At 62.6% G+C, this 24,322-nt stretch carries 22 protein-coding genes and 1 tRNA gene; 22 read left to right on the top strand and 1 reads right to left on the bottom strand.

Going from position 1 to position 24,322, the window contains the following annotated elements; translation table 11 throughout:
• Nucleotides 1-7 precede the first annotated feature (7 nt).
• From EN807_RS22830 to EN807_RS22925, 21 genes are all read left to right on the top strand, one after another.
• Nucleotides 8-607, top strand: coding sequence for an NADH-quinone oxidoreductase subunit C (locus tag EN807_RS22830; protein WP_189522553.1), 600 nt, complete (start codon nt 8-10; stop codon nt 605-607).
• Between the two features lie 9 nt (nt 608-616).
• The gene (locus EN807_RS22835; protein WP_135936776.1) at nt 617-1,807 is read left to right on the top strand and encodes an NADH-quinone oxidoreductase subunit D; all 1,191 of its coding nucleotides are present in this window, start codon (nt 617-619) and stop codon (nt 1,805-1,807) included.
• 2 nt (nt 1,808-1,809) lie between these two features.
• Complete coding sequence (locus tag EN807_RS36095; RefSeq protein ID WP_095494649.1) at nt 1,810-2,181, top strand: hypothetical protein; 372 nt, start codon at nt 1,810-1,812, stop codon at nt 2,179-2,181.
• A 20-nt stretch (nt 2,182-2,201) separates the two neighbouring features.
• Entirely contained in the window at nt 2,202-3,518 is a 1,317-nt protein-coding gene (locus tag EN807_RS22840; RefSeq protein ID WP_135936777.1) for an NADH-quinone oxidoreductase subunit E, read from the top strand.
• 10 nt (nt 3,519-3,528) lie between these two features.
• Nucleotides 3,529-4,833, top strand: coding sequence for an NADH-quinone oxidoreductase subunit NuoF (gene nuoF, locus EN807_RS22845; protein WP_123151869.1), 1,305 nt, complete (start codon nt 3,529-3,531; stop codon nt 4,831-4,833).
• A 103-nt stretch (nt 4,834-4,936) separates the two neighbouring features.
• Complete coding sequence (locus EN807_RS22850) at nt 4,937-5,626, top strand: NADH-ubiquinone dehydrogenase (RefSeq protein WP_135936778.1); 690 nt, start codon at nt 4,937-4,939, stop codon at nt 5,624-5,626.
• Nucleotides 5,627-5,700: 74 nt separating this feature from the next.
• Entirely contained in the window at nt 5,701-7,782 is a 2,082-nt protein-coding gene (nuoG, locus tag EN807_RS22855) for an NADH-quinone oxidoreductase subunit NuoG (RefSeq protein ID WP_135936779.1), read from the top strand.
• Nucleotide 7,783: 1 nt separating this feature from the next.
• Entirely contained in the window at nt 7,784-8,827 is a 1,044-nt protein-coding gene (nuoH, locus tag EN807_RS22860; RefSeq protein WP_023798860.1) for an NADH-quinone oxidoreductase subunit NuoH, read from the top strand.
• Nucleotides 8,827-9,318 (top strand): NADH-quinone oxidoreductase subunit NuoI, encoded by a 492-nt coding sequence (gene nuoI / locus EN807_RS22865; RefSeq protein WP_023798861.1) that lies wholly within the window; start codon nt 8,827-8,829, stop codon nt 9,316-9,318. Before nuoH ends, nuoI begins: the two co-directional genes overlap by 1 nt.
• A gap of 235 nt (nt 9,319-9,553) precedes the next feature.
• The gene (locus EN807_RS22870; protein ID WP_029352049.1) at nt 9,554-10,174 is read left to right on the top strand and encodes an NADH-quinone oxidoreductase subunit J; all 621 of its coding nucleotides are present in this window, start codon (nt 9,554-9,556) and stop codon (nt 10,172-10,174) included.
• A 1-nt stretch (nt 10,175) separates the two neighbouring features.
• Nucleotides 10,176-10,484 (top strand): NADH-quinone oxidoreductase subunit NuoK, encoded by a 309-nt coding sequence (gene nuoK / locus EN807_RS22875; protein WP_023798863.1) that lies wholly within the window; start codon nt 10,176-10,178, stop codon nt 10,482-10,484.
• Nucleotides 10,485-10,495: 11 nt separating this feature from the next.
• Complete coding sequence (gene nuoL / locus EN807_RS22880) at nt 10,496-12,469, top strand: NADH-quinone oxidoreductase subunit L (RefSeq protein WP_127316913.1); 1,974 nt, start codon at nt 10,496-10,498, stop codon at nt 12,467-12,469.
• Nucleotides 12,469-13,974, top strand: coding sequence for an NADH-quinone oxidoreductase subunit M (locus tag EN807_RS22885; RefSeq protein WP_135936780.1), 1,506 nt, complete (start codon nt 12,469-12,471; stop codon nt 13,972-13,974). Before nuoL ends, EN807_RS22885 begins: the two co-directional genes overlap by 1 nt.
• Nucleotides 13,975-13,992: 18 nt before the next feature.
• Nucleotides 13,993-15,429, top strand: a complete 1,437-nt coding sequence (nuoN, locus tag EN807_RS22890) for an NADH-quinone oxidoreductase subunit NuoN (RefSeq protein WP_135936781.1) — start codon at nt 13,993-13,995, stop codon at nt 15,427-15,429.
• A 4-nt stretch (nt 15,430-15,433) separates the two neighbouring features.
• Nucleotides 15,434-16,255 (top strand): biotin--[acetyl-CoA-carboxylase] ligase, encoded by an 822-nt coding sequence (locus EN807_RS22895; RefSeq protein ID WP_135936782.1) that lies wholly within the window; start codon nt 15,434-15,436, stop codon nt 16,253-16,255.
• 80 nt (nt 16,256-16,335) lie between these two features.
• Complete coding sequence (locus tag EN807_RS22900; RefSeq protein WP_135936783.1) at nt 16,336-18,006, top strand: ribonuclease J; 1,671 nt, start codon at nt 16,336-16,338, stop codon at nt 18,004-18,006.
• 126 nt (nt 18,007-18,132) lie between these two features.
• Nucleotides 18,133-18,537 carry a methylmalonyl-CoA epimerase gene (gene mce / locus EN807_RS22905; RefSeq protein ID WP_095483449.1) on the top strand — a complete coding sequence of 135 codons (405 nt, stop codon included), beginning with the start codon at nt 18,133-18,135 and terminating at the stop codon, nt 18,535-18,537.
• On the top strand, nt 18,534-18,818 hold the full coding sequence (locus tag EN807_RS22910) for a DUF1467 family protein (RefSeq protein WP_135936784.1): 285 nt from the start codon (nt 18,534-18,536) through the stop codon (nt 18,816-18,818). The genes mce and EN807_RS22910 overlap by 4 nt, the downstream gene beginning before the upstream one ends.
• A 543-nt stretch (nt 18,819-19,361) precedes the next feature.
• The gene (proS, locus tag EN807_RS22915) at nt 19,362-20,690 is read left to right on the top strand and encodes a proline--tRNA ligase (protein ID WP_135936785.1); all 1,329 of its coding nucleotides are present in this window, start codon (nt 19,362-19,364) and stop codon (nt 20,688-20,690) included.
• Nucleotides 20,687-21,973: a lipoprotein-releasing ABC transporter permease subunit gene (locus EN807_RS22920; protein ID WP_135936786.1), complete on the top strand. Its 1,287-nt coding sequence runs from the start codon at nt 20,687-20,689 to the stop codon at nt 21,971-21,973. Before proS ends, EN807_RS22920 begins: the two co-directional genes overlap by 4 nt.
• The gene (locus EN807_RS22925; RefSeq protein ID WP_174654574.1) at nt 21,970-22,653 is read left to right on the top strand and encodes an ABC transporter ATP-binding protein; all 684 of its coding nucleotides are present in this window, start codon (nt 21,970-21,972) and stop codon (nt 22,651-22,653) included. Before EN807_RS22920 ends, EN807_RS22925 begins: the two co-directional genes overlap by 4 nt.
• Before the next feature lie 534 nt (nt 22,654-23,187).
• Here EN807_RS22925 and lipB read toward each other — a convergent pair.
• Nucleotides 23,188-23,931 carry a lipoyl(octanoyl) transferase LipB gene (gene lipB / locus EN807_RS22930; protein ID WP_135936787.1) on the bottom strand — a complete coding sequence of 248 codons (744 nt, stop codon included), beginning with the start codon at nt 23,929-23,931 and terminating at the stop codon, nt 23,188-23,190.
• A gap of 180 nt (nt 23,932-24,111) precedes the next feature.
• Between lipB and EN807_RS22935 the strand changes: the two genes are divergently transcribed.
• Nucleotides 24,112-24,196: transfer RNA gene (locus tag EN807_RS22935), tRNA-Leu, on the top strand.
• Nucleotides 24,197-24,322 lie beyond the last annotated feature (126 nt).

Genomic DNA, 24,322 nt, shown 5'->3' on the forward strand with positions numbered 1-24,322 from the left:
CGGGATGATGAGCCTGAATGAACTCTCGACGTATCTCGGCGAGAAGCTGAGCGGCCGGATCGGCGACGCGGTGTTTGCCTATGGCGAACTTACCATCTCGGTCGAGCCGCACGATCTGATCGAGGTGATAACCTTCCTCCGCGACGATACAAACTGCCAGTTCATCTCGATCATCGACGTGTGCGGCGCCGACTATCCGTCGCGGGCCAAGCGCTTCGACGTCGTCTATCATCTGCTGTCGCCGAAGCAGAATGTTCGCATCCGGCTCAAGGTGCAGGCGGACGAAGAGACTGTGGTGCCATCGATCACCGGTGTGTTTCCGGGCGCCGACTGGTTCGAACGCGAAACCTACGATCTCTATGGCGTGCTGTTTTCGGGCCATCCCGACCTGCGGCGGATTCTGACCGATTACGGCTTCGAGGGTCATCCGCTGCGCAAGGATTTCCCGCTGACCGGTTTCGTCGAGGTGCGCTACGACGACGAGGCCAAACGGGTCATCTACGAGCCGGTGGAATTAAAACAGGAATTCCGCAATTTCGATTTTCTCAGCCCTTGGGAGGGCACGGATTACGTCCTTCCAGGCGACGAAAAAGCCAAGACGAATTGAGACGCCAAAATGGCTGAAACTTCCGTCCGCAACTTCAATATCAACTTTGGGCCTCAGCACCCTGCTGCCCATGGCGTTTTGCGCCTCGTGCTGGAGCTCGATGGCGAAGTCGTCGATCGCGTCGATCCGCATATCGGGCTGTTGCATCGCGGCACTGAAAAGCTGATCGAAGCCAAAACCTATCTGCAGGCGGTGCCATATCTCGACCGGCTCGACTATTGCGCGCCGATGAACCAGGAGCATGCCTTCGCGCTCGCCGCCGAGCGCCTGCTCGGCATCGAAGTGCCGAAGCGCGGCCAGCTGATCCGCGTACTTTACAGCGAGATCGGCCGCATCATGTCGCACATCCTCAATGTGACGACACAGGCGATGGATGTCGGCGCGCTGACGCCGCCGCTCTGGGGCTTCGTCGAGCGCGAAAAGCTGATGGTGTTCTACGAGCGGGCCTCGGGCTCGCGCATGCATGCCGCCTATTTCCGGCCCGGCGGCGTCCACCAGGACCTGCCGCAGAAGCTGGTCGAGGATATCGGCAACTGGATCGACCCGTTCCTGAAATCGCTCGACGATCTTGACGCACTGCTGACCGGCAACCGCATCTTCAAACAGCGCAATGTCGACATCGGCACGGTCTCGCTGGCCGATGCCTGGGCGTGGGGCTTTTCCGGCGTCATGGTGCGCGGATCCGGCGTCGCCTGGGATCTGCGCAAGTCGCAACCCTATGAATGCTATGCCGAGATGGATTTCGACATTCCAATCGGCAAGAATGGCGACTGCTTCGACCGTTACCTCGTGCGCATGGAAGAGATGCGCCAGTCGGCCAAGATTATGCGCCAGTGCGTCGACCTGCTGCTTGGCAAGGAAGGCAGCGGGCCGGTGTCGAATCTCGACGGCAAGGTGGTGCCGCCGAAGCGCGCGGCGATGAAGCGCTCGATGGAAGCGCTGATCCATCACTTCAAGCTCTACACCGAGGGCTACCGCGTGCCGGCGGGCGAGGTCTATGCGGCCGTTGAAGCGCCGAAGGGCGAGTTCGGAGTCTATCTGGTCTCGGACGGCACCAACAAGCCCTATCGCTGCAAGCTGCGCGCGCCCGGCTTCGCGCATCTGCAGGCCATGGACTTTCTGTGCCGCGGCCACATGCTCGCCGACGTCACCGCTGTGTTGGGTTCACTCGATATCGTCTTCGGGGAGGTTGACCGGTAGCAATGAATGCGCTTGTCACTGCAGCGGTCCTGACAATGGCGGCCCAAGTTCCTGCTTGGGGCCCCGATGGTCGGCTGCTGTCACGAGACCTTCTCAAGATTGGGTTTGAGCTGGTTGCGGAAGGTGACTTATTGATGGGGCGCACGTTCGAGAGACATGCACCGATGGATGAGGGGATACTTCTTCATTCCTTTCCGCAGTGCCAGTTAGATTCGTTCGTTGCGGAGGTGCCCAGCCGGCCACGGCCCTATTGTGTTTCCTGGGTTGGCGACCGTTATGACGAATACATCCGCCTGAAGCGCGGGAAAGAAGAGTTTGTGTGCGTGCTAGGGCAATCTGAGAACTGCTATCGCGTCTCTAGCTCGGTTCAATAAGAAACAACAAAGCGAAAATCATGTCAGTCCGCCGTCTCGCAGAAGCCAGCCTCCAGCCAGCCGCCTTCGCCTTCAACCGGGCGAATGCGGCAGCGGCGAAGCAATGGATCAAGAAGTATCCGAAGGGCCGCGAGCAGTCGGCGATCATCCCGTTGCTGATGCTGGCGCAGGAGCAGGAAGGCTGGGTGACCAAGGCGGCGATCGAGACGATCTCCGACATGCTCGGCATGCCTTACATCCGTGGGCTGGAAGTCGCGACCTTCTACACGCAGTACCAGCTCAATCCGGTCGGCACTCGCGCGCACATCCAGGTCTGCGGCACCACGCCCTGCATGCTGCGCGGCTCGGAAGCGCTGATGGACGTGTGCCGGTCGAAAATCCATCACGACCAGTTCCACACCAACGACAAGGGTACGCTGTCGTGGGAGGAGGTCGAATGCCTTGGCGCCTGCGTCAACGCGCCGATGGTGATGATTTTCAAGGACACGTTCGAGGACCTGACGCCGGAGCGGCTTGCCGAGATCATCGATCTCTACGACGCCGGCAAGGGCGCCTCGGTGACGCCGGGGCCGCAGAACGGCCGCATCACCTCCGAGCCGATCACCGGCCTGACGACGCTGAAGAGCGAAAAGGCGATCCTGAAAACGACCCGCGACAGGGAAGCCAAGGCAGCCGCCAAGGCCGCCAGGGAGGCAGCACCAGCAGCAATTGTCGCGTCGCCGGCGGCTCCGGCCGCACAGGCACCGGCTGCCCCTGTCGCGCCATCGAAAGCCAGCAAGCCGAAGACCGATGCGCTCGAAACCAGCCCGGCGCTGAGATCGCCTTCCCCGACGAAGGTCGCACCGGCGACCGAAAAGGCGGCGAGCGTCGCCGCACCGCGGCATTCGGCGGCCAACGCCAACAAGGCAGCGCCGGAGGTCGAAAAAGTTTCGAAACAGCGCAGCGGTCCCAGGACCAAGGCTGAGCCAGCGGCTGCTTTCAAGGCCCCGGAGTTGAAGGAAGCGCCGTTCGGCGCTGCCGGAAAAACAACTGCCAAGCCTGCCAAGCCTTCGCTCGAGGACAAGAACCGTCCGGCCGGCATAGCAAAGCCGGCATTGGTCGACGATCTCAAGCTGATCTCGGGGGTCGGCCCGAGAACCGAAGGCATACTGCATTCGCTTGATATCTTCACCTACGCGCAAGTGGCGTCATGGACTAAGGCCGAGCGCGAGTGGGTCGACGGTTATCTCAGTCTCCGTGGCCGCATCGAGCGCGAAGACTGGGTCAAGCAGGCCAAGGCGCTCGCCAAGGGCGGGGTCGCCGAATATATCCGCGTCTTCGGCAAGAAACCGGTCTGAGGAACGAACAATGCTTCAGGACAGAGACCGCATCTTCAACAACATCTACGGCCGCTTCGACAAGTCGCTGGCCGGCGCGATGGCGCGCGGCGCCTGGGACAACACGCCTGGCATCATCGCCAAGGGGCGCGACTGGATCGTCAACGAGATGAAGGCATCCGGCTTGCGCGGCCGCGGCGGCGCCGGCTTCCCGACCGGGCTGAAATGGTCGTTCATGCCCAAGCAGAGCGACGGGAGGCCGAGCTATCTCGTCGTCAATGCCGACGAATCCGAACCCGGCACGTGCAAGGACCGTGACATATTGCGCCACGACCCGCACACGCTGGTCGAGGGCTGCCTGATCGCCGGCTTCGCCATGGGCGCGGTCGCCGCCTACATCTATGTGCGCGGCGAGTTCATCCGCGAGCGCGAGGCGCTGCAGCGCGCCATCGACGAGGCCTACGAGGCTAAGCTGATCGGCAAGAACAACACGTCTGGCTACGACTTCGACATCTACATGCACCATGGCGCCGGCGCCTATATCTGCGGCGAGGAAACGGCGCTGCTCGAAAGCCTCGAAGGCAAGAAGGGCCAGCCGCGGCTGAAGCCGCCATTTCCGGCCAATGTCGGCCTCTATGGCTGCCCGACGACGGTCAACAATGTCGAGTCCATCGCTGTGGCGCCGACCATTTTGCGCCGCGGCGCTGCCTGGTTCTCGTCCTTCGGCCGGCCCAACAATGTCGGCACCAAGCTGTTCTGCATCTCCGGCCACGTCAATAATCCCTGCACCGTCGAAGAGGCGATGTCGATCCCGTTCCGCGAATTGATCGAGACGCATTGCGGCGGCATTCGCGGCGGCTGGGACAATCTGCTGGCGGTCATTCCGGGCGGCGCTTCGGTGCCATTGGTGCCGGCGGAACAGATCATCGACGCGCCGATGGATTTCGATGCGTTGCGCGACCTGAAATCGGGTCTCGGCACGGCGGCTGTCATCGTCATGGACAAATCGACCGACGTCGTAAAGGCGATTGCCCGGCTTTCCTACTTCTACAAGCACGAGAGCTGCGGCCAATGCACGCCGTGCCGCGAAGGCACTGGCTGGATGTGGCGGGTGATGGAGCGGTTGGTGCGCGGTGAGGCGCAGAAGCGTGAGATCGACATGCTGCTCGACGTCACCAAACAGGTCGAAGGCCACACGATCTGTGCCCTGGGCGATGCGGCTGCGTGGCCGATCCAGGGCCTGATGCGGCATTTCCGCGGCGAGGTGGAGCGGCGGATCGACGAGTTTTCGCGCAACGCGCACCGCGCAGAGCCGGTGATGGTGGCGGCAGAATAGACAAGAATTTGAGGCGGGCGCGTGCCCGATTTGAAATACGGGCAAGTGCCCGATTTGAGGAAACAGGCCGGGGCATACGGAAGAAACGACCAGGAGACCGCCCATGTCGCTGAATTCGAGACCCGATCATTTGATGCCAGATTTGGATCCGTTCGAGAAGATGAACCAGGACCTGACCAGGATGATGCCGAAGGAGATGGCGAGCGCCGTCAATCTCCTGGCGCACCCTGTCGCGGGTGCGGCAGCGCTGTCGGCGCTCGGCTTCGGGCTTGCCAATCATGCCTTTGGGGTGTGGATCGGTATGCTCTCGGGTGCGGCCGAGGCCTCGCAGCGGCTCTTCCAGCCGATCGTCGACGATTTCGATGCCAGGGCCGAACGCTTTTCCGGGACAGGGACAAGCTCCTCGACCAAGGCGCGCGCGGCGACGAAAACCCTGATCGCCGATGCGCAGTCCTTCGCCAGGAACGTGAATGACATAGCGGCGAGCGGCATGGATGATACACGGAGCGTGGTGGATGCGGCTGCCGCGCCGACCGGGTTGATGCCCGAGGACTTCAAGCAGCCCAAGGCCATGGATCGTCCGGCAAATCCAGCCGACCTCAAGGCGATATCGGGCATCGGGCCGAAGCTGGAAGAGGTGCTGAACGGCTTGGGCATCTGGACCTACGGCCAGATTGCGGCATGGACGCCGGAAGAGATCGCCTGGGTCGACGATTATCTGTCGTTCAAGGGCCGCATCGAGCGCGACGACTGGCTTGGCCAGGCGGCGGTGCTGGCCGCGGCCAAACATTGAATTCAATGCCGGGCGCGGTTTCGGTTGCGCCCGGAAAGAAAGATTGCGGAATGTCCGCAGGGGTTTGAGACGACATGGCAAAGCTCAAGGTCGACGGGAAAGAGATTACTGTACCCGACCACTACACGCTGCTGCAGGCGTCCGAGGACGCCGGCGCGGAAGTGCCGCGCTTCTGCTTCCATGAGCGGCTGTCGATCGCCGGCAACTGCCGCATGTGCCTGATCGAGGTGAAGGGCGGGCCGCCCAAGCCGCAAGCGTCCTGCGCCATGGGCGTGCGCGACCTGCGTCCCGGACCGAATGGCGAAACGCCGGAAATTTTCACCAACACGCCGATGGTCAAGAAGGCCAGGGAAGGCGTGATGGAATTCCTGCTGATCAACCATCCGCTGGATTGCCCGATCTGCGACCAGGGCGGCGAGTGCGACCTGCAGGACCAGGCGATGGCGTTCGGCGTCGATTCCTCGCGCTATCACGAGAACAAGCGGGCGGTCGAAGACAAGTATATCGGGCCGCTGGTCAAGACGATCATGAACCGCTGCATCCATTGCACGCGCTGCGTCCGCTTCACCACCGAAATTGCCGGTATTTCCGAGCTCGGCCTGATCGGCCGCGGCGAGGACGCCGAGATCACCACCTATCTCGAAAACGCAATGACCTCGGAACTGCAGGGCAACGTCATCGACCTTTGCCCGGTCGGCGCGCTGACCTCCAAACCCTACGCCTTCCAGGCACGGCCGTGGGAGCTGACCAAGACCGAATCCATCGACGTGATGGATGCTGTCGGCTCGGCGATCCGCGTCGATTCCAGAGGCCGCGAAGTGATGCGCATCCTGCCGCGCACCAACGAGGCGGTGAACGAGGAGTGGATTTCCGACAAGACCCGCTTCATCTGGGACGGCTTGCGCACCCAGCGCCTCGACCGGCCATACGTCCGCAAGTACGGCAAGCTGGCCCCAGCAAGCTGGGCCGAGGCTTTCTCCGCGATCAAAGAAGCGGTGTCGAGCACTGCACCCGACAAGATCGGCGCCATTGCAGGTGATCTCGCCGCCGTCGAGGAGATCTATGCGCTGAAGCTGCTGATGGCCTCGCTCGGCTCGAAGAACACCGACTGCCGCCAGGACGGTGCCGCGCTCGATCCGTCGCTCGGCCGGGCAAGCTATATCTTCAACCCGACCATCGAGGGCATCGAGCAGGCCGACGCGGTGCTGATCATCGGCGCCAATCCGCGCTTCGAGGCGTCCTTGCTCAACGCCCGCATCCGCAAGCGCTGGCGGGTCGGCAACCTGCCGGTCGGCGTTATCGGCGATGTCGGCGACACGCGCTACGACTATGAGCAGCTCGGCGCCGGAACGGAATCGCTGAAGGATCTGGCCGACGGCAACGGCAAGTTCTTCCAGGTGCTGAAGAAAGCGACGCATCCGCTTGTTATCGTCGGCCAGGGTGCGCTGGCACGCTCGGATGGCGCGGCCGTGCTCGGCCAGGCGGCCAAGCTCGCCACCGCCGTCAATGCGGCGAGAGCCGACTGGAACGGGTTTGCCGTGCTGCACACTGCGGCGGCGCGTGTCGGCGGGCTCGATGTCGGCTTCGTGCCGGGTGAGGGCGGCAAAAACGTCGCCGGCATGCTGGGCGATATGGACGTGCTGTTCCTGCTCGGCGCCGACGAGATCGACATGGCCAAGACCGGCGGCGCCTTCGTCGTTTATATCGGCACGCATGGCGATCAGGGCGCGCACCGCGCCAACGTTATCCTCCCGGGCGCCGCCTATACCGAAAAATCGGGCACCTACGTCAACACCGAGGGCCGCGTGCAGCAGACCAACCGAGCCGGCTTCGCGCCGGGCGATGCGCGCGAGGACTGGGCGATCCTGCGGGCGCTGTCGGATGTGCTGGGTAAGAAGCTGCCGTTCGATTCGCTGCCGCAGCTTCGCGCGAAACTCTATTCGGAATACCCGCATCTTGCCCGCATCGACCAGGTGGCGGCCGGCAATGCTGACGATATCGCCAAGGTGGCGAAGCTCGGCGGGCGGCTGAACAAGGGCGCCTTCACCTCGCCGGTCAAGGACTTCTACCTGACCAACCCGATCGCCCGGGCTTCCGCCGTGATGGCGGAATGCTCGGCGCTGGCGAAAAACGGCTTCAGGCAGGCGGCGGAATAGCATGGACACCTTCTTCTCCTTCTACGTGCTGCCGGCGCTGCTCATCCTGTTGAAGTCGGTCGTGCTGATCGTCGTGCTGTTGATCTTCGTCGCCTACATCCTGTACGCGGACCGCAAGATCTGGGCGGCGGTGCAGCTGCGCCGCGGCCCGAACGTCGTCGGCCCATGGGGCACGCTGCAGGCTTTCGCCGACCTTCTGAAGTTCGTGTTCAAGGAGCCGGTGATTCCGTCCGGCGCCAACAAGGGCGTTTTTCTCCTAGCGCCTTTGGTTTCGGCGGTGCTGGCGATCTCGGCCTGGGCGGTGATCCCGGTCAACGAGGGCTGGGCGATTGCCAACGTCAATGTCGGCATCCTCTATGTCTTCGCCATCTCCTCGCTCGAGGTCTATGGCGTGATCATGGGCGGCTGGGCGTCCAACTCGAAATATCCGTTCCTCGGCGCGCTGCGCTCGGCGGCGCAGATGGTGTCCTACGAGGTCTCGATCGGCTTCGTCATTGTCACCGTGCTGCTTTGCGTCGGCTCGCTCAACCTGTCCGACATCGTGCTGTCGCAGCAGGACGGGCTGGGCACGCGAGTTGGCCTGCCTAACACCTTCCTCGACTGGCATTGGCTGTCGCTGTTCCCGATGTTCGTCATCTTCTTTATCTCGGCGCTGGCCGAAACGAACCGCCCGCCTTTTGACCTTGTCGAAGCCGAATCGGAACTCGTCGCCGGCCATATGGTCGAATATTCGTCGACGCCGTTCCTGCTGTTCTTTCTCGGCGAATATGTCGCCATCGTGCTGATGTGCGCGCTGGCCACCATCCTGTTCCTCGGCGGCTGGCTGCCACCCTTCGACTTCGCTCCCTTCACCTGGGTGCCGGGTCTGATCTGGTTCGTGCTCAAGGTCTGCCTGGTGTTCTTCATGATCTCCATGGTGAAGGCCTTCGTGCCGCGCTACCGCTACGACCAGCTGATGCGGCTCGGCTGGAAGGTCTTCCTGCCGATCTCGCTGGCGATGGTGGTGATTGTCGCCGCGTTCCTCAAGATCACGGGGTTTGCGTGATGTCTGCTCTAGCCCAAGCCGCAAAATCGCTGCTCCTGCAGGACTTCGTCAGCGCTTTCTTCCTGTCGATGCGCCAGTTCTTCGCGCCGAAGGAGACGATCAACTATCCGCACGAGAAGGGGCCGACCAGTCCGCGCTTCCGCGGCGAGCATGCGCTGCGCCGCTATCCGAACGGCGAGGAACGCTGCATCGCCTGCAAATTGTGCGAGGCGATCTGCCCGGCGCAAGCCATCACCATCGAGGCCGGCCCGCGCCGCAATGACGGCACGCGCCGCACCGTGCGCTACGACATCGACATGGTGAAGTGCATCTATTGCGGCTTCTGCCAGGAGGCATGCCCGGTCGACGCCATCGTCGAGGGGCCGAATTTCGAATTCGCCACCGAGACGCGCGAAGAACTTTATTACGACAAGGACAAGCTGCTGGCCAATGGCGACCGCTGGGAGCGCGAACTGGCGCGCAACATCTCGCTGGATGCGCCGTATCGCTGACATTTGACGCATGGACGGGGCGAGAGGCCTCGTTCAGAGGATGATCCCGAAAAGTTGCAGACTTTTCGGACAAGATCATCCTCCGAAGTAGGAGAAGGGCGCATGTTTCTTTCGATCGGGTCTTTCAACCCGATCGGAACATGCGCTAGGAACACGCGGCTTCGGCACCGGAGGCGGAACGAAGCACACAACGGACAGGGCGAAAGCCGGTCCGACAGGAACCCCGGGGGAACCCATGCTAAATGGACTAGAGGCGGCCTTTTTCTACCTCTTCGCCTTTGTCGCGGTGGCCTCGGCGTTCATGGTCATTTCGGCGCGCAATCCCGTGCATTCGGTGCTGTTCCTGATCCTGACCTTCTTCAACGCTGCGGGCCTGTTTATGCTGACCGGCGCCGAGTTCCTGGCGATGATCCTGCTCGTCGTCTATGTCGGCGCGGTCATGGTGCTGTTCCTGTTCGTCGTCATGATGCTCGACGTCGATTTCGCCGAAATGAAGGAAGGCGCCCTGCAATATGCGCCGATCGGCGCGCTGGTCGGGCTGATCCTGGCGGCTGAGCTGATCGTGGTGCTCGGCGGCTATACGTTCGCGCCGCAACTGGCCGCGACGGTTTCGAAGCCCATTCCGGACCTTGCCGCGCGCTCGAACACGGCAGCGCTCGGCGACATCCTCTACACGGACTACCTCTACTATTTCCAGATTGCAGGCCTTGTGCTGCTGGTCGCCATGATCGGCGCCATCGTGCTGACGCTGCGCCACAAGCCGGGCATCAAGCGTCAGTCGATATCAGCCCAAGTCGGCCGCACGCCGGCAACGGGAATGGAAATCCGCAAGGTCAAGACAGGCGAAGGAATCTGAGATGGTCGTCGGCATCGCACACTATCTGACCGTATCGGCGATCCTGTTCACGCTCGGCGTGTTCGGCATTTTTCTCAACCGCAGGAACATCATCGTCATCCTGATGTCGATCGAGCTGATCCTGCTCGCGGTCAACATCAATTTCGTCGCCTTCTCGGCAGCACTCGGCGATCTCGTCGGACAGGTGTTTGCGCTGTTCGTGCTGACGGTCGCAGCGGCTGAAGCGGCGATCGGCCTCGCCATTCTCGTCGTCTTCTTCCGCAACCGCGGTTCGATCGCGGTCGAAGACGTGAACATGATGAAGGGTTGACGGAAACCACCATGTATCAGGCCATCGTCTTCCTTCCGCTGCTCGGCTTCCTGATCGTCGGCCTGTTCGGCACGTCGCTCGGCGCCAAGGCGTCCGAATACATCACCTCCGGCTTCCTGGTGATATCAGCCGTGCTGTCGTGGGTCGCCTTCTTCGCCGTCGGTTTCGGCGAGGGCGAGGTGTTCACCGTGCCGGTGCTGCGCTGGATTCAGTCGGGCGGGTTAGAGGCCGCATGGGCGCTGCGCATCGACACGCTGACGGTGGTGATGCTGGTTGTGGTCAACACTGTGTCGGCGCTGGTCCACATCTACTCGATCGGCTACATGCATCACGACCCGAACCGGCCGCGCTTCTTCGCCTATCTGTCGCTGTTCACCTTCGCCATGCTGATGCTGGTGACCGCCGACAACCTCGTGCAGATGTTCTTCGGCTGGGAAGGCGTCGGTCTCGCCTCCTACCTGCTGATCGGCTTCTGGTACAAAAAGCCGTCGGCCAATGCCGCCGCGATCAAGGCCTTCGTCGTCAACCGCGTCGGCGATTTCGGCTTTGCGCTCGGCATCTTCGGTGTGTTTGTGCTGTTCGGCTCGGTCAATCTCGGCACCATATTCGCCAATGCAGCGACATTCATTCCGGCCGAAGGCGCCCCCGAGGGCGCTGCAGTATTGACCTTCCTCGGCTATGCGCTCGACAAGCAGGCCGCGATGACCGTCGTCTGCCTACTTTTGTTCATGGGCGCCATGGGCAAGTCGGCCCAGGTGCCGCTGCACACCTGGCTGCCCGACGCCATGGAAGGCCCGACGCCGGTCTCTGCGCTTATCCATGCCGCCACCATGGTGACCGCCGGCGTGTTCATGCTGGCGCGGCTGTCGCCGCTGTTCGAACTGTCGCATTCGGCGCTGATCGTGGTCACCTTCATCGGCGCCTTCACCGCGTTCTTCGCGGCGACCGTCGGCCTCGTCCAGAACGACATCAAACGCGTCATCGCCTATTCGACCTGCTCGCAGCTCGGCTATATGTTCGTAGCGCTCGGCGTCGGCGCCTATGGCGCGGCTATCTTCCATCTGTTCACGCATGCCTTCTTCAAGGCGCTGTTGTTCCTCGGCTCTGGCTCGGTGATCCACGCCGTCTCCGACGAACAGGACATGCGCAACATGGGCGGCCTCAGGACGCTCATTCCGAAGACCTACTGGATGATGGTGATCGGCACGCTGGCGCTGACCGGCGTAGGCATTCCGGTGACGGTCATCGGCACCGCCGGCTTCTTCTCCAAGGACGCGATCATCGAAAGCGCCTTTGCCGCGCACAATCCGATGGCCGGCCTTGCCTTCGTGCTGCTGGTCGTCGCCGCCTGCTTCACCAGCTTCTATTCCTGGCGGCTGATCTTCATGACCTTCCACGGCCAGCCGCGGGCGAGCCACGAGGTCATGCACCATGTCCATGAATCGCCGCCGGTCATGCTGGTGCCGCTGTACATCCTGGCGGCGGGCGCGCTGTTCGCCGGCGTGATCTTCCATGGCGCGTTCATCGGCGAGGGCTATGCCGAGTTTTGGAAGGCGTCGCTGTTTACGCTCCCGGAAAACCACATCCTGCACGACATGCACGAAGTGCCGTTATGGGTGAAGCTGGCGCCGTTTGTCGCCATGCTGATCGGCTTTGCGATTGCCTGGCAATTCTACATCCGCGCGCCGGAGATGCCGAAGAATTTGGCGGCGCAGCATCGCGGGCTCTACGCCTTCCTGCTCAACAAGTGGTATTTCGACGAGCTCTACGACCTCCTGTTCGTGCGGCCGGCAAAACGCCTGGGCCATTTTCTGTGGAAGACCGGTGACGGCACCGTCATCGACGGGCTTGGTCCGGACGGCGTTTCGGCGCGCGTCGTCGACGTCACCAACCGGGTCGTCAAGCTGCAGACCGGCTACCTCTATCACTATGCCTTCGCCATGCTGATCGGCGTTGCCGCATTCGTCACCTGGATGATGCTCTGATGACCGCCTGGCCGATCCTCTCGCTGGTCACCTTCCTGCCGCTGGTTGGTGTGCTGTTCATTCTGCTGATCAATGACGACAGCCAGAATGCCCGCCGCAACATCCGCGCCATCGCGTTGTGGACGACGAGCATCACCTTCATCATCTCGCTGTTCATCTGGACCGGGTTCGACAATTCGGAGCCTGGCTTCCAGTTCGTCGAGAAGTTTGCCTGGCTAGATTCCGGCATCTCCTACCATATGGGCGTCGACGGCATCTCCATGCTGTTCGTCATCCTGACCACCTTCCTGATGCCGCTTTGCATCCTGGCTTCGTGGGAATCGATCGAGAAACGCGTCAAGGCCTACATGATCGCCTTCCTGCTGCTGGAGACGCTGATGATCGGCGTGTTCTGCGCGCTCGACATCGTTTTGTTCTATGTCTTCTTCGAAGCCGGCCTGATCCCGATGTTCATCATCATCGGCGTGTGGGGCGGCAAGCGGCGCGTCTACGCCTCGTTCAAGTTCTTCCTCTATACGCTGGCGGGCTCGGTGCTGATGCTGCTCGCCATCATGGCGATGTTCTTCCAGTCCGGCACCACCGACATCCCGACGCTTCTGACGCACAACTTCCCGGCCAGCATGCAGACCTGGCTATGGCTCGCCTTCTTCGCCTCCTTCGCCGTGAAGATGCCGATGTGGCCGGTGCACACCTGGCTGCCGGACGCCCATGTCGAGGCGCCGACGGCCGGCTCGGTGATCCTGGCCGCCATCCTGCTGAAGATGGGCGGATACGGCTTCCTGCGCTTTTCGCTGCCGATGTTTCCGATCGCCTCTGAGATGTTCGCGCCGCTGGTCTTCGCGCTGTCCGTCGTCGCCATCATCTACACCTCGCTGGTGGCGCTGATGCAGGAGGACATGAAGAAGCTGATCGCCTATTCGTCGGTCGCCCATATGGGCTTCGTCACCATGGGCATCTTCGCGATGAACCAGGAAGGCGTTCAGGGGGCAATTTTCCAGATGCTGTCGCACGGCCTTGTCTCCGGCGCGCTGTTCCTCTGTGTCGGCGTCATCTATGACCGCATGCACACGCGCGACATCGACGCCTATGGCGGGCTGGTCAACAACATGCCGAAATACGCCACCGCGTTCATGATCTTCACCATGGCCAATGTCGGCCTGCCAGGCACCAGCGGCTTCGTCGGCGAGTTCCTGACCATGCTCGGCGTGTTCCGGGTCAACACCTGGGTGGCGTTCTTCGCCGCCACCGGTGTCATCCTGTCGGCGGCCTATGCGCTCTGGCTCTATCGCCGGGTGATCTTCGGCGCGCTGACCAAGGACAGCCTGAAAGGCCTGCTCGACCTGTCGGCGCGCGAGAAGGTGATCATCTATCCGCTGGCCGCGCTGGTCATCTTCTTCGGCGTCTACCCGGCGCCGGTCTTCGATGCGACGGCCGAATCGGTCAAGGCGCTCGTCACCAATGTCACCGCATCCATCGACACCGCGCAAACCGCGGCGGCGAACTGACTAAGAGGTTTGCGAACCATGACGCCGGACCTTCTCTCCAGCCTGTCGCTCTCGACGCCAGAGCTGATCCTCGCCGTCGGCGCCCTGGCGCTGCTGATGCTCGGCGCCTATTCGCGCGCGAACACCACCACCACGGTGAGCGGCCTTGCCGTCGCCGTCCTAGTGGTTGCCGGCGTCTGGACGATCTTTTCCACCGGGCAGGGCAATGCCTACGGCGAAGCCTTCGTCCTGGATCCCTTCGCCCGCTTCATGAAGGTGCTGGCGCTGATCGGGTCGGCGGTGACGCTGGTCATGTCTATGCGCTTCGCCAAGGCGGAGCATTTCGACAAGTTCGAATATCCGGTGCTGATCCTGCTGTGCACGCTCGGCATGATGCTGATGATCTCGGCCAACGGCATGATCGGGCTTTATCTCGGCCTCGAATTGCAATCGCTGGCGATCTATGTTCTGGCGGCGATCAACCGGGACAATCTGCGCTCGACCGAGGCGGGGCTGAAATATTTCGTCCTCGGCGCGCTGTCGTCGGGCATGCTGCTTTACGGCATCAGCCTCGTCTACGGCTACACCGGCAACACCGGCTTCCAGGAGATCGCCACGGCGCTGGGCGGCGGCGAGCGGCAGCTTGGCCTCGTCTTCGGCCTGGTCTTCGTGCTGGCCGGCCTCGCCTTCAAGATATCGGCGGTGCCGTTTCACATGTGGACGCCCGACGTCTATGAGGGCGCGCCGACGCCGGTGACGGCCTTCCTCGCGGCGGCGCCGAAGATGGCGGCGATGGCGCTGATCGTGCGCGTCACAATGGGCGCGTTCGAGCCGATCGCCGCCGACTGGCAGCAGATCATCGTCTTCATCTCGATCGCCTCGATGGCGCTCGGCGCCTTCGCGGCCATCGGCCAGACCAACATCAAGCGGCTGATGGCCTATTCCTCGATCGGCCATATGGGCTACGCGCTGGTAGGTCTCGCCGCCAACAGCCAGGCCGGCGTGCGCGGCGTTGCCATCTACATGCTGATCTATCTGGTGATGACACTCGGCACCTTCGCCTTCATCCTCGCCATGCGGCGCAAGGAAGGCAATGTCGAACAGATCAGCGATCTCGCCGGCCTGTCGTCGACCAATCCGATCATGGCGACGATCCTCACCATCCTGATGTTCTCGCTGGCCGGCATCCCGCCGCTCGCCGGCTTCTGGGGGAAATGGTACGTGTTCCTCGCCGCCATCAACGCCAACCTCTACGCGCTGGCGATCATCGGCGTGCTGGCCTCGGTGGTGGGCGCCTATTATTATCTGCGCATCATCAAGATCATGTGGTTCGACGAACCGGTCGGCGGCTTCGTGCCGATGGCGACCGAACTTCGCATCGTGCTCGGCGTCTGCGGCGCCTTCGTGCTGTTCTATGTGCTGATCGGCGGGCCGATCGGCACCTATGCCGAAGCCGCCGCCAAAACGTTTTTCTGACGGGATGGCATTTCGGCTGGCTCCAACAGCGGCCTCGGAAGGGTTCCGGCTCGAGGCACATGACACCGTCGGTTCCACTAATGCGCTGGCGCTGGACCATGCGCGGGCGGGAGATCCAGGCAAGCTCTGGGTCGTTTCAAAAAAACAGGAAAGCGGACGTGGCCGGCGCGGCCGCGTCTGGGCGACGCCCGAGGGCAATCTGGCGGCAACGCTGCTGGTGGCCACCAATGCCGAGCTTCGCTTGGCTGCAACGCTCGGCTTCGTCGCCGGCCTGGCGCTGGCCGATGCGCTCGACGCCGTCGTGCCGAAGGGCGGGATCGCAATCGGCCTCGACGGCGGCAGCGATGGCAAGAACCGTTTCGAGCTGAAATGGCCGAACGATGTACTTGCCTCCGGCGCCAAGCTTGCCGGCATCCTGCTGGAATCGGCGATACTCGAAGGCGATCGCTTCGCGGTGGCGGTGGGCATCGGCGTCAATGTTGTGGCCTATCCCGAAGATTTGCCTTATCCGGCGACATCGCTTAGCGCGCTGGGCGCTGCTTGCGATGCCGAGACGCTGTTTCTGGCGCTGTCGGATGCCTGGAGCGAGAATGCGCGGCTGTGGAATGATGGGCGAGGGCTTTCCGCCGTCAGGCGCCGCTGGCTGGCGCGCGCGGCAGGGCTTGGCGGGCAGGTTGCTGTCAGAATTGACGGTAATGTGGTGCGCGGCACGTTCGAGACCATTGACGAGGACTGCCGTTTCGTGATCCGCGACGATAAGGGTTCGGTTCTAACGATCGCCGCCGGCGACGTGCATTTCGGTGCGGTCGCGTCGGCCCAGGTTTGACGGGTCAGGTTTGACGGGCCCAGTTTTGAAGGGCCCCAGTTTTGAAGGGCCTGGTTTGACCGGCCAGGAAAGGAAAGATCATGGCGACAGCGGAAAATGCCGAACTCGTCTTCGTGCCGCTCGGCGGCGTCGGCGAGATCGGCATGAACTTCGCTCTCTATGGCTACGGCCCGGCCAATGCGCGCGAATGGATCGTCGTCGATGTCGGGGTCACCTTCCCCGATGCCAGCCTGCCTGGCGTCGACCTGGTGCTGCCCGACACGCGCTTCATCGAGGAGAACGTCGCCAATCTGCGCGGCATCATCATCACGCACGCGCATGAGGACCATTACGGCGCGCTGCTCGATACATGGCCGAAGCTCAAGGCGCCGGTCTGGATGACGCCGTTCGGGGCCGGATTGCTGGAAGCCAAGCGGCAGGGCGAGCAGGGCGCACCGAAGATCCCGGTGACGATCTACCGCGCCGGTCAAAAATTCAGTGTCGGCCCGTTCGCGATCGAGGCCATCCCGGTTGCGCATTCGATTCCCGAGCCGATGTCGCTGGCGATCACATCGCCGGCCGGCACCGTCATCCACACGGGCGACTGGAAGATCGATCCTGCGCCGACGATCGGGCCGATGACCGACGAGGCCCGCTTCCGCGCCTATGGCGACAAGGGCGTGCTGGCGCTGATCTGCGATTCCACCAATGCGCTGCGGGAAGGGGAGTCGCCGTCGGAAGTAGCGGTTGGCGAGGGCCTCAAAGGCGTCATCCAGAGCGCCAAGGGCCGGGTCGCGGTCACCACTTTTTCCTCCAATGTCGGGCGCATCGTCTCCATTGCCAAGGCGGCACGGGACGCGGGCCGCCAGTGCCTTGTGCTCGGCCGCTCGCTGAAGCGCGTCATCGATGTTGCCGGCGAGCTCGGCTATCTGGATGGACTGCCCGAATTCATCGCCGAGGAGGATTTTGGCTTCATCCCGCGCGAAAACCTCGTCATCATCTGCACCGGCAGCCAGGGCGAGCCGCTTGCCGCATTGGCAAAACTGTCGCGCGAAGAGATGAAATCGGTGTCCTTTACGGCAGGCGACACGGTGGTGTTTTCCTCGCGCACCATTCCCGGCAACGAGAAGGGTATCCTCGAGATCAAGAACCGCCTGATCGATCTCGGCATCAAGATCATCGAGGACGGCGATGCGCTGGTGCATGTCTCCGGCCATCCCCGCCGCAGCGAGTTGCGCAAGATGTATGAATGGGTGCGCCCACAGATCGGCGTGCCGGTGCATGGCGAGGCGGCGCATCTTGTAGCGCAAGGGTCGCTGATGTCGGTGTCCGGCATCGGCCAGGTGGCGCAGGTGCGCGACGGAGACATGCTCCGGCTCTATCCCGGTGCGGCGACGATCATCGACCAGGTGCCGTTCGGCCGCATCTACAAGGACGGCAGGCTGATCGGCACCGACCAGGCGATGGGCATTCGCGACCGGCGCAAGCTGTCCTTTGCCGGCCATGTCGCGGTCAATGTCGTGCTCGACGACAAATATGAGCTCGCCGGCGATCCCGATCTGGTCGCAATCGGCGTTGCTGAGGCCGATGCCCGCGGCGAGAGCCTCGAAGACCTGATGATCGATGCGGCAATCGGCGCCGTGGACTCTATCCCCCGTCAGCGCCGAAAAGACCTCGACCTCGTGCAGGAGGCGGTGCGCCGCGCCGTCCGCGGCGCCGCCAATGAAGCGTGGGGCAAGAAGCCGCTGGTTACGGTGTTCGTCACGCGGTGAAGAGTATGGGAATAAGGGAGTAGGGGAGTAGGGAAGAGCGAATAGCTTTACGGTCGACCCTGCGGACTTGTTTTCCCTCCTCCCGTACTCCCTATTCCCTTACTCCCCTAACTTTCGGAGCACCCTATGCTCGGACGCCTGAACCATGTCGCGCTTGCCGTGCCGGATCTGGCCGCGGCGACGGCGGCCTATCGCGACACGCTCGGCGCTCGGGTGACCGCACCGCAGGCGCTGCCGGAGCATGGCGTGACGGTAGTGTTCGTCGATGTCGGCAACACCAAGATCGAATTGCTGGAGCCGCTCGGCGAGGGTTCGCCAATCGCAGCATTCCTCGAGAAGAACCCCTCGGGCGGGATGCATCATGTCTGCTATGAGGTCGACGACATTCTTGCCGCGCGTGATCACCTCAAGGCCAGCGGCGCCCGCGTCCTGGGCGACGGCAACCCGAAGACCGGCGCGCATGGCAAGCCGGTGCTGTTCCTGCATCCCAAGGATTTCTTCGGCACGCTGGTCGAACTGGAGCAAGCATGAGCTGGGTTTCGTTTCTCGCCCTGTTCTTCATCACATGGTGGGTGGTGCTGTTCGCCATCCTGCCGTTCAGCGTGAGGACGCAGGACGAGGATGAGGACGTGACCCTGGGCACGGTGCCCAGCGCGCCGCGCGGACCGCATATGCTGCGCGCCGTGCTGCGGACGACGATCGTCACGATGGTTCTTCTTGGTATCTTCTATGGCCTTACGAGGGGGCTCGGCCTCGGCATCGACGACATCCCGCACATCGTGCCGGATTTCAGCCAGAGCCCCGAAAATTAGACTCCAGCACGGCTGTCCGCATCCTGCACGTGAGCACCAATCCGGGCCGGAAGCCTATGCAGGTCCTTCGAAACCTGCTGTGCTGACGCCGCGTGAAGTGACTTGGCAATTTGTCGTGCTAACCAAATGATTGCACAAAAAAAATGCAAGGCCGAGGCCTTGCAATTTAAACGCGTCCGATCTGTTTCCGGTGTCCGGCGGCAGCGAGTAACCGCGCCTAGATCGCATCCTCCCAAGACTTTGACCGCGTAGGAGAGCAGATTTCTTTCCGCCCTCTCGGTTATCGGGGCACATTAGACCAAGGCGGGTGAAAATGTCACGCAGAATTTTGCCTGGAAATAAGCAATCTCGTGCTGCAGTGCACAATAGTATGGCAGGCGTTGCTTGCCAAACGACCAGCAAGGCGGATGCGGCACTGCGGCGCCTTTGCGACACCCGATGGGCGGGTTTCCATTCCGTCATGAAATGGCTATGAAGCCGGGGCAAGCAAGCCTGCGCTGCGCCGATTCCGGTGCGGCAATCCTCTCTCTCACGGACCAGTCCATGCGTTTGTCGCGCTATTTCCTGCCTATCCTTAAAGAAAATCCGCGCGAGGCCGAAATCGTCTCGCACCGGCTGATGCTACGCGCCGGCATGATCCGCCAGCAGGGGCAAGGCAGTTTTTCCTGGCTGCCGCTCGGCAAAAGGGTGCTGGACAAGGTCTGCCGGATTATTCGCGAGGAGCAGGACCGGGCCGGCGCGCTCGAGATCCTGATGCCGACCATCCAGTCCGCCGAGCTGTGGCGCGAAAGCGGCCGCTATGACGACTATGGCAAGGAGATGCTGCGCATCAAGGATAGGCAAGACCGGGACATGCTCTACGGGCCGACCAACGAGGAGGTGGTCACCGAGATTTTCCGCGCCTATGTGAAGTCCTATAAGGATCTGCCGCTCAACCTCTATCATATCCAGTGGAAATTCCGCGACGAGGTGCGGCCGCGCTTCGGCGTCATGCGCTCGCGCGAGTTTCTGATGAAGGACGCCTATTCCTTCGATCTCGACTTCGAAGGCGCCAAGGCGGCTTACAACCGCATGTTCGTGTCCTATCTCAGGACGTTCACGCGCATGGGGCTGCAGGCAATCCCGATGCGTGCCGACACCGGGCCGATCGGCGGCGACCTCAGCCACGAATTCATCATCCTGGCCGACACCGGCGAGAGCCAGGTCTATTGCCATCGTGACTATCTTGCGCTTGATGTGCCGGGGGCGGACACCGACTTCGCCAACGATGCCGCGATCGGCGACATCGTCAAGACATGGACGACACCCTATGCCGCGACCGATGAGATGCACGACGAGGCGGCCTGGGAGAAGGTTGCGACGAGCGACCGGGTCTCGGCGCGCGGCATAGAGGTCGGCCACATCTTCCATTTCGGCGACAAATATTCGAAGCCGATGGGTGCCAAGGTGACCGGACCCGACGGCAAGGATCATTTTGTCTCCGGGGGGTCCTACGGCATTGGCCCGACGCGGCTGGTCGCGGCGATCATCGAGGCCAGCCATGACGACAACGGCATCATCTGGCCGGAGGCGGTGGCGCCGTTCGACATCGGCCTGATCAACATGAAGGCCGGCGACGCCGAGTGCGACCGCGTCTGCGACGAACTCCATGCGGCGTTTGTCGCCGTCGGCAAGGACGTGCTCTACGACGACACCGACCAGCGGCCAGGCGGCAAGTTCGCCACCGCCGACCTGATCGGCCTGCCGTGGCAGGTGATCGTCGGGCCGCGCGGCGTGGCGGCCGGCGAGGTCGAGATCAAGAATCGCAGGACCGGCGGGCGTGAGACGCTGCCGATCGCGGACGTGAAGAAACGCTTCGGTTTTGCCGCATGAGCGAAGCGGCAGCAGCGAAACCCCCGGCCGCCGGACCTTTTTCCGTTTTCGAACGCATGGTCGCATGGCGCTATCTGCGCTCGCGCCGCAAGGAGACGGTGATCTCCGTCATCGCCTCGATCTCCTTCCTCGGCATCATGCTGGGTGTCGCCACGCTGATCGTCGTGATGGCTGTCATGAACGGGTTTCGCGCCGAGCTCCTGACGCGCATCCTCGGCGTCAATGGCCATCTGATCGTGCAGCCGCTCGACATGCCGCTGGAGGACTATGCGCAGGTCGCCAGCCGCATCAACGGCGTGCCCGGCGTCCAGCTCGCCATTCCGCTGATCGACGGGCAGGTGCTGGCGCAAGGCAATATCGGCGGCGGGTCAGGGGCGCTGGTTCGCGGCATACGTGGCGAGGATCTGGTTAAAATTTCGATCGTCGCCAACAATATCAAGCAGGGCTCGATCGCCGGCTTCGACACAAGCGAGGGCGTCGCCATCGGCAGCCGCATGGCCGACAATCTCGGTCTTGTGCTCGGCGACACGATCACGCTGATTGCGCCCGACGGCGATGTCACGCCGCTCGGCACGACACCGCGCATGAAGGGCTACCCGATCACGGCGATCTTCGAAGTCGGCATGTCGGAATATGACAGCTCCATCGTCTATATGCCGTTTTCGGAAGCACAGCTCTATTTCAACATGGATGGCCGAGCTCAGGCGATCGAGATCTATGTCGACAATCCCGACAATGTCGACGCGCTGAAGCCGAAGGTCGAGGAGGCGTCGCAGCGGCCGATCACCATGGTCGACTGGCGAGAACGCAACCGGACATTCTTCGATGCCCTGCAAGTGGAGCGCAACGTCATGTTCATGATCCTGACGCTGATCGTGCTGGTGGCGGCGCTCAACATCATTTCGGGCCTGATCATGCTGGTGAAGGACAAGGGCCACGACATCGCCATCCTGCGCACCATGGGCGCCACGCGCGGCGCGATCCTGCGCATCTTCCTGATGACCGGCGCGGCGATCGGCGTGGTGGGCACCATCGCCGGCGTGCTGCTGGGCGTCGTAATCTGCCTGAACGTCGAGCGAATCCGCCAGTTCTTCTCCTGGCTGGCCGGCGAGAGGCTGTTCAATCCCGAGCTCTATTTCCTGAGCCAGCTGCCTGCCCGCATGGACGCCAGCGAGACGATCTCGGTGATCCTGATGGCGCTGGTGCTGTCGTTCCTGGCGACGCTGTTTCCGGCATGGCGCGCGGCCAGGCTCGATCCGGTCGAAGCGCTGAGGTACGAATGATGGCCGAGGCCATTATCGAGCTGAAGAGCGTCGAGCGGCACTATGTCCAGGGGCCGCGCAAGCTCACCATCCTCAACGGCGCCGATTTTTCGCTGAAGCGCGGCGAGATCGTGGCGCTGGTGGCACCGTCGGGAACCGGCAAATCGACGCTGTTGCACACCGCCGGACTGCTGGAGCGGCCGGACGCCGGCGACGTGATTCTGGCAGGCCGCGCCTGCGGGCGGCTTTCCGACGACGAGCGCACGGCGATCCGCCGTAACGATGTCGGCTTCGTCTATCAGTTCCATCACCTGCTGCCGGAGTTCACGGCGCTGGAAAACATCATGATGCCGCAGCTGATAAAAGGGCTGACGCGCAAGGAGGCTGCCGAGCGGTCGGCGCAACTGCTCGACTATATGCAGATCGGCAAGCGCGCGCAGCACCGGCCATCCGAATTGTCCGGCGGCGAGCAGCAGCGCGTCGCCATTGCGCGCGCCGTCGCCAATGCGCCGCTGGTGCTGCTTGCCGACGAGCCGACCGGCAATCTCGATCCGGTCACCGCCTCCTATGTGTTCGAGGCACTGGGAGCGCTGGTCCGGCAATCGGGGCTGGCGGCGCTGATCGCCACCCACAATCACGAGCTTGCATCGCGCATGGACCGTCGCGTCACGCTGGCCGACGGCAAGGTTGTTCCGCTTTAGGTGTATCGATATTCAGCCGGCCTGCGAACGGCGGTTTCCTGCGCTTCCGGTACTCACGTACCCAACAGTACGCTCCGTTCCGGTTCTTGGAACCCACCCAGTCTGGTCGCTTCGCGCCCGTCTTCGACTCCGGCTAGGCCTGACCTGAATCTCGACACATCTACGGGCTGATCACCGGCGTGCTATCTGGCTGCACCTCCCCACACGCAGCCAGTGCGGGAAGCGGCGGAAATCCGCTCTCAAGCTTTCCTTAACCCTGCCGAACTGATCACCGGCAATTCGCGGCTCGCCCGGATTGTGGTTGTTGACATTCGAACAAAATTAGAACAAAATACGAACATACTGAAAACAGGAGAGCGTTATGACCGGTCTTGTTCAGGATGTCGTGTCACTGGTGTGCATGAGCACGTTTCTCATTTCCATGGCGATCTGGATCGGAGCGATGTGAGGCAGCGCTGAAAGACATGGCTCAGACGCTGACGTTCTTCACGGGGTGGGGGCGGCGTCGGAGCTCGGTGGTTCGGTGCTGCTTGGTCAGCCAGCCTTGCGGGCCGCTTCGACAAGCAAAGGTGCCGCTGGTCCGAAGATGTCCTCGAAGGCGGATTTCAGCGCGAAATCGAGGTCGGCCATCCCCAAAGGAAGGCCGAGGTCGACGAGGCTGGTGACGCCGTGATCCTGCACACCGCACGGCACGATGCCGCTAAAATGGCTGAGATCCGGCTCGACATTGATGGCGATGCCGTGAAAGCTCACCCAGCGCCTCAGCCTGATGCCGATGGCGGCGATCTTGTCCTCGGCCGGCGAGCCGTCGGGTCGGACCGGGCGATCCGGCCGCACCACCCAGACGCCGACGCGGTCCTCGCGCCGTTCGCCGCGCACGTTGAAGGTGGCGAGCGTGCCGATGATCCATTGTTCGAGCGCCGCGACGAAGGCGCGGACATCCTCGCGCCGCCGCTTCAGGTCGAGCATCACATAAGCGACGCGCTGGCCTGGCCCATGATAGGTGTATTCGCCGCCGCGCCCGGCCGCGAATACCGGAAAACGGTCCGGCTCGATCAGGTCATCGATGCGGGCGCTGGTGCCAGCGGTGTAGAGCGGCGGGTGTTCGACCAGCCAGACCATCTCGCCGGCGGCGCCGCTTCGGATCGCTTCGGCACGCGCCTCCATCACGGCAAGCGCATCCGGATAGGCGGTGAGGCCGGGTTCGATCCGCCATTCGACCGGTGCTGAACCGGGCAGGGGCAGGAACGACGTGGCGATCTGGCTGCGTTCTGTCATGGCGTGTCTCGTGTCGCCCTTCATATGGCGGCAATCGGCTGAAACGTCCAGTTCCGAGCGCGTTCCAACCCTTTGGAGGGTTATGCCGAATCCCGGGCAATTATTGCGCGACGCGCCCTTGTTTCGCCGGAAACGATTTGCTACACGCCGCGAGCCGGTTCGTTTCGGCTCCTACCACGTGCGGTCGTGGCGGAATTGGTAGACGCGCAGCGTTGAGGTCGCTGTGGGGCAACCCGTGGAAGTTCGAGTCTTCTCGACCGCACCAGCTTTATCCAATAAGCTGTTATTTTACTACGCAATTTTCTGTTTCACTACAGCTCTTCCCAGGACTGTTTGTGCAAGCTGAAACACTGTGCGAACCTGCGGCTGGTTGGGCGCGGAATGCCGCGCG

Origin of the sequence: Mesorhizobium sp. M5C.F.Ca.ET.164.01.1.1 (assembly GCF_004792125.1) — a bacterium.
Lineage (GTDB): Bacteria > Pseudomonadota > Alphaproteobacteria > Rhizobiales > Rhizobiaceae > Mesorhizobium > Mesorhizobium wenxiniae.

Bases quoted from the DNA above. Each gene is read 5' to 3' on its own strand.
- EN807_RS22850 (WP_135936778.1), top strand. From the start codon at position 4,937: ATGTCGCTGAATTCGAGACCCGATCATTTGATGCCAGATTTGGATCCG.
- EN807_RS36095 (WP_095494649.1), top strand. From the start codon at position 1,810: ATGAATGCGCTTGTCACTGCAGCGGTCCTGACAATGGCGGCCCAAGTT.
- EN807_RS22885 (WP_135936780.1), top strand. From the start codon at position 12,469: ATGACCGCCTGGCCGATCCTCTCGCTGGTCACCTTCCTGCCGCTGGTT.
- lipB (WP_135936787.1), bottom strand. From the start codon at position 23,931: ATGACAGAACGCAGCCAGATCGCCACGTCGTTCCTGCCCCTGCCCGGT.
- EN807_RS22835 (WP_135936776.1), top strand. From the start codon at position 617: ATGGCTGAAACTTCCGTCCGCAACTTCAATATCAACTTTGGGCCTCAG.
- EN807_RS22925 (WP_174654574.1), top strand. From the start codon at position 21,970: ATGATGGCCGAGGCCATTATCGAGCTGAAGAGCGTCGAGCGGCACTAT.
- nuoG (WP_135936779.1), top strand. From the start codon at position 5,701: ATGGCAAAGCTCAAGGTCGACGGGAAAGAGATTACTGTACCCGACCAC.
- mce (WP_095483449.1), top strand. From the start codon at position 18,133: ATGCTCGGACGCCTGAACCATGTCGCGCTTGCCGTGCCGGATCTGGCC.
- EN807_RS22870 (WP_029352049.1), top strand. From the start codon at position 9,554: ATGCTAAATGGACTAGAGGCGGCCTTTTTCTACCTCTTCGCCTTTGTC.
- nuoH (WP_023798860.1), top strand. From the start codon at position 7,784: ATGGACACCTTCTTCTCCTTCTACGTGCTGCCGGCGCTGCTCATCCTG.
- EN807_RS22840 (WP_135936777.1), top strand. From the start codon at position 2,202: ATGTCAGTCCGCCGTCTCGCAGAAGCCAGCCTCCAGCCAGCCGCCTTC.
- EN807_RS22920 (WP_135936786.1), top strand. From the start codon at position 20,687: ATGAGCGAAGCGGCAGCAGCGAAACCCCCGGCCGCCGGACCTTTTTCC.
- EN807_RS22895 (WP_135936782.1), top strand. From the start codon at position 15,434: ATGGCATTTCGGCTGGCTCCAACAGCGGCCTCGGAAGGGTTCCGGCTC.
- nuoL (WP_127316913.1), top strand. From the start codon at position 10,496: ATGTATCAGGCCATCGTCTTCCTTCCGCTGCTCGGCTTCCTGATCGTC.
- EN807_RS22910 (WP_135936784.1), top strand. From the start codon at position 18,534: ATGAGCTGGGTTTCGTTTCTCGCCCTGTTCTTCATCACATGGTGGGTG.
- EN807_RS22900 (WP_135936783.1), top strand. From the start codon at position 16,336: ATGGCGACAGCGGAAAATGCCGAACTCGTCTTCGTGCCGCTCGGCGGC.
- nuoI (WP_023798861.1), top strand. From the start codon at position 8,827: ATGTCTGCTCTAGCCCAAGCCGCAAAATCGCTGCTCCTGCAGGACTTC.
- nuoN (WP_135936781.1), top strand. From the start codon at position 13,993: ATGACGCCGGACCTTCTCTCCAGCCTGTCGCTCTCGACGCCAGAGCTG.
- nuoF (WP_123151869.1), top strand. From the start codon at position 3,529: ATGCTTCAGGACAGAGACCGCATCTTCAACAACATCTACGGCCGCTTC.
- EN807_RS22830 (WP_189522553.1), top strand. From the start codon at position 8: ATGAGCCTGAATGAACTCTCGACGTATCTCGGCGAGAAGCTGAGCGGC.
- proS (WP_135936785.1), top strand. From the start codon at position 19,362: ATGCGTTTGTCGCGCTATTTCCTGCCTATCCTTAAAGAAAATCCGCGC.
- nuoK (WP_023798863.1), top strand. From the start codon at position 10,176: ATGGTCGTCGGCATCGCACACTATCTGACCGTATCGGCGATCCTGTTC.